Source organism: Pseudomonas parakoreensis, assembly GCF_021602155.1.
GTDB lineage: Bacteria > Pseudomonadota > Gammaproteobacteria > Pseudomonadales > Pseudomonadaceae > Aquipseudomonas > Aquipseudomonas parakoreensis.
Window position 1 is genome coordinate 1 of sequence record NZ_BQHY01000073.1, and the last position, 459, is coordinate 459.

The window sequence follows — 459 nt, forward strand, 5'->3', positions numbered from 1 at the left end:
CTGCCGAAGGTGGTACCGTCACCTACACCGCGACCGTTGGTGCGCCAGTGACTGGCTCGCCAGTCGTGGTGACCCTGGCCAACGGTCAGAACATCACCATCGAAGTCGGCAAAACCACCGGCACCGTGACCACCACCGCACCGAACGATGCGCTGACCGGTCATGCGCCGTTGACCAACGCGATCACCAACGTCAGCGGCGGCAACTACGAGAACCTCGTTGCCGACAAAACCCCGGTCAACACCACGGTCACCGACACCGTCGACACCACCAACCTGTCGCTGTCCGCGACCGGTACCGTGGCCGAAGGTGGCTCGATCGTTTACACCGCTACCCTGACCAACGCCGCTGGCTCCCCAGTCACCGTGACCCTGTCGAACGGCGCCGTGATCACCATCGACGCCGGTAAAACCACCGGCACCGTGACCGTTCCGGCTCCGGCTGATGACGTCTACAAAG

General features: G+C 63.6%; 1 protein-coding gene. It reads left to right on the top strand.

The annotated features are described in order from the left end of the window. Nucleotides 1-459: immunoglobulin-like domain-containing protein (locus L6D63_RS28450; RefSeq protein WP_236170516.1), on the top strand; the 459-nt coding region annotated here is incomplete at both ends.